At 46.3% G+C, this 1,431-nt stretch carries 1 protein-coding gene; it reads left to right on the top strand.

The features are described from left to right. Nucleotides 1–1,431: pitrilysin family protein (locus R7Z50_RS24165; protein WP_318149305.1), on the top strand; the 1,431-nt coding region annotated here is incomplete at both ends.

Raw genomic sequence — 1,431 nt, 5'->3', positions numbered from 1 at the left:
GGGTTCTGATCCATTGGTACACGTTGATGTCACGTATCACGTCGGTTCAGCTCGTGAAGAAATTGGTAAGTCGGGCTTTGCGCACTTCTTTGAACATATGATGTTCCAAGGTTCAGAGAATGTTGGCGATCAAGAACACTTCAAAATCATCACAGAGGCGGGTGGTACGTTAAACGGTACGACCAATCGCGATCGCACCAATTACTTTGAAACCGTTCCTGCGAATCAGCTGGAAAAAATGCTGTGGCTTGAATCGGATCGTATGGGCTTTTTACTTGATGCGGTTTCACAGCGTAAATTTGAAATTCAACGATCTACGGTGAAAAATGAGCGTGCGCAACGTTATGACAACCGTCCGTACGGTTTGATTTGGGAGCGTATGTCTGAAGCGTTATACCCAGAAGGTCATCCTTACTCATGGCAAACCATCGGTTACGTTGAAGATCTTGAACGTGTTGATGTGAATGATCTTAAAGCGTTTTTCTTGCGTTGGTACGGTCCAAATAATGCGACGATCACGATCGGTGGTGACTTAGATGTCGAGCAAACACTGGCGTGGGTAAACAAATACTTCGGTTCCATTCCTCGTGGTCCAGAAGTTGAAAACGCACCGAAACAACCAGCTAAGTTGCAAGAAGACAAATACATTACGTTGGAAGATCGTATCCAACAACCGATGGTAATGATTGCGTGGCCAACCACATACAGCGGCGAAGAGAGCCAAGCATCTCTGGATACGCTATCGGAAGTATTAGGTGGTGGTACCAACAGCGTGCTGTACCAAGATTTAGTGAAGACGCAAAAAGCGGTTGATGCGGGTTCCTTCCATGACTGTGCAGAGCTTGCGTGTAATTTCTATGTCTACGCGATGGGAGATTCTGGAGACAAAGGTGATCTTTCGACCTTGTACGATGAGCTCATGAAATCGATGAGCAAGTTTGCAGAGAAAGGCGTCACTGACGATCGTCTTGAGCAGTTGAAAGGTAAAGCTGAAGCGGATGCGATTTTCGCGCTTGAAAGCGTGAAAGGTAAAGTCACACAGCTAGCGTCGAATGAAACTTTCTTTGGCCAACCTGACTTGATTGAAAAACAATTGGAACAGATTCGCGCCGTGACTCCTCAATCTGTTGAGAAGGTGTACCAAAACTTTATTCAAGGTAAGTCGAAAGTCACCTTGAGCGTGGTACCAAAAGGCAAAACGGATCTTGCTGTTAAGTCTGCGACATTTACAACGCCAGAACGTACCTTGCCAGAGTACAAAAAAATTACCGATGATCAGTTAGCCTATCGCCGCGCAACGGACAATTTTGATCGTTCAGTACAGCCACCGGTCGGTGAGCCAGTGAAAGCAACAATGCCAGAACTGTACAATGTGCACTTTGACAACGGCTCTGAACTACTCGGCACCGTGAGCAACGAAACTCCGACAGT

The sequence above is a fragment of the Vibrio sp. 1249-1 genome (assembly GCF_033340495.1).
This window is presented reverse-complemented; position numbering and strand designations above follow the sequence as displayed.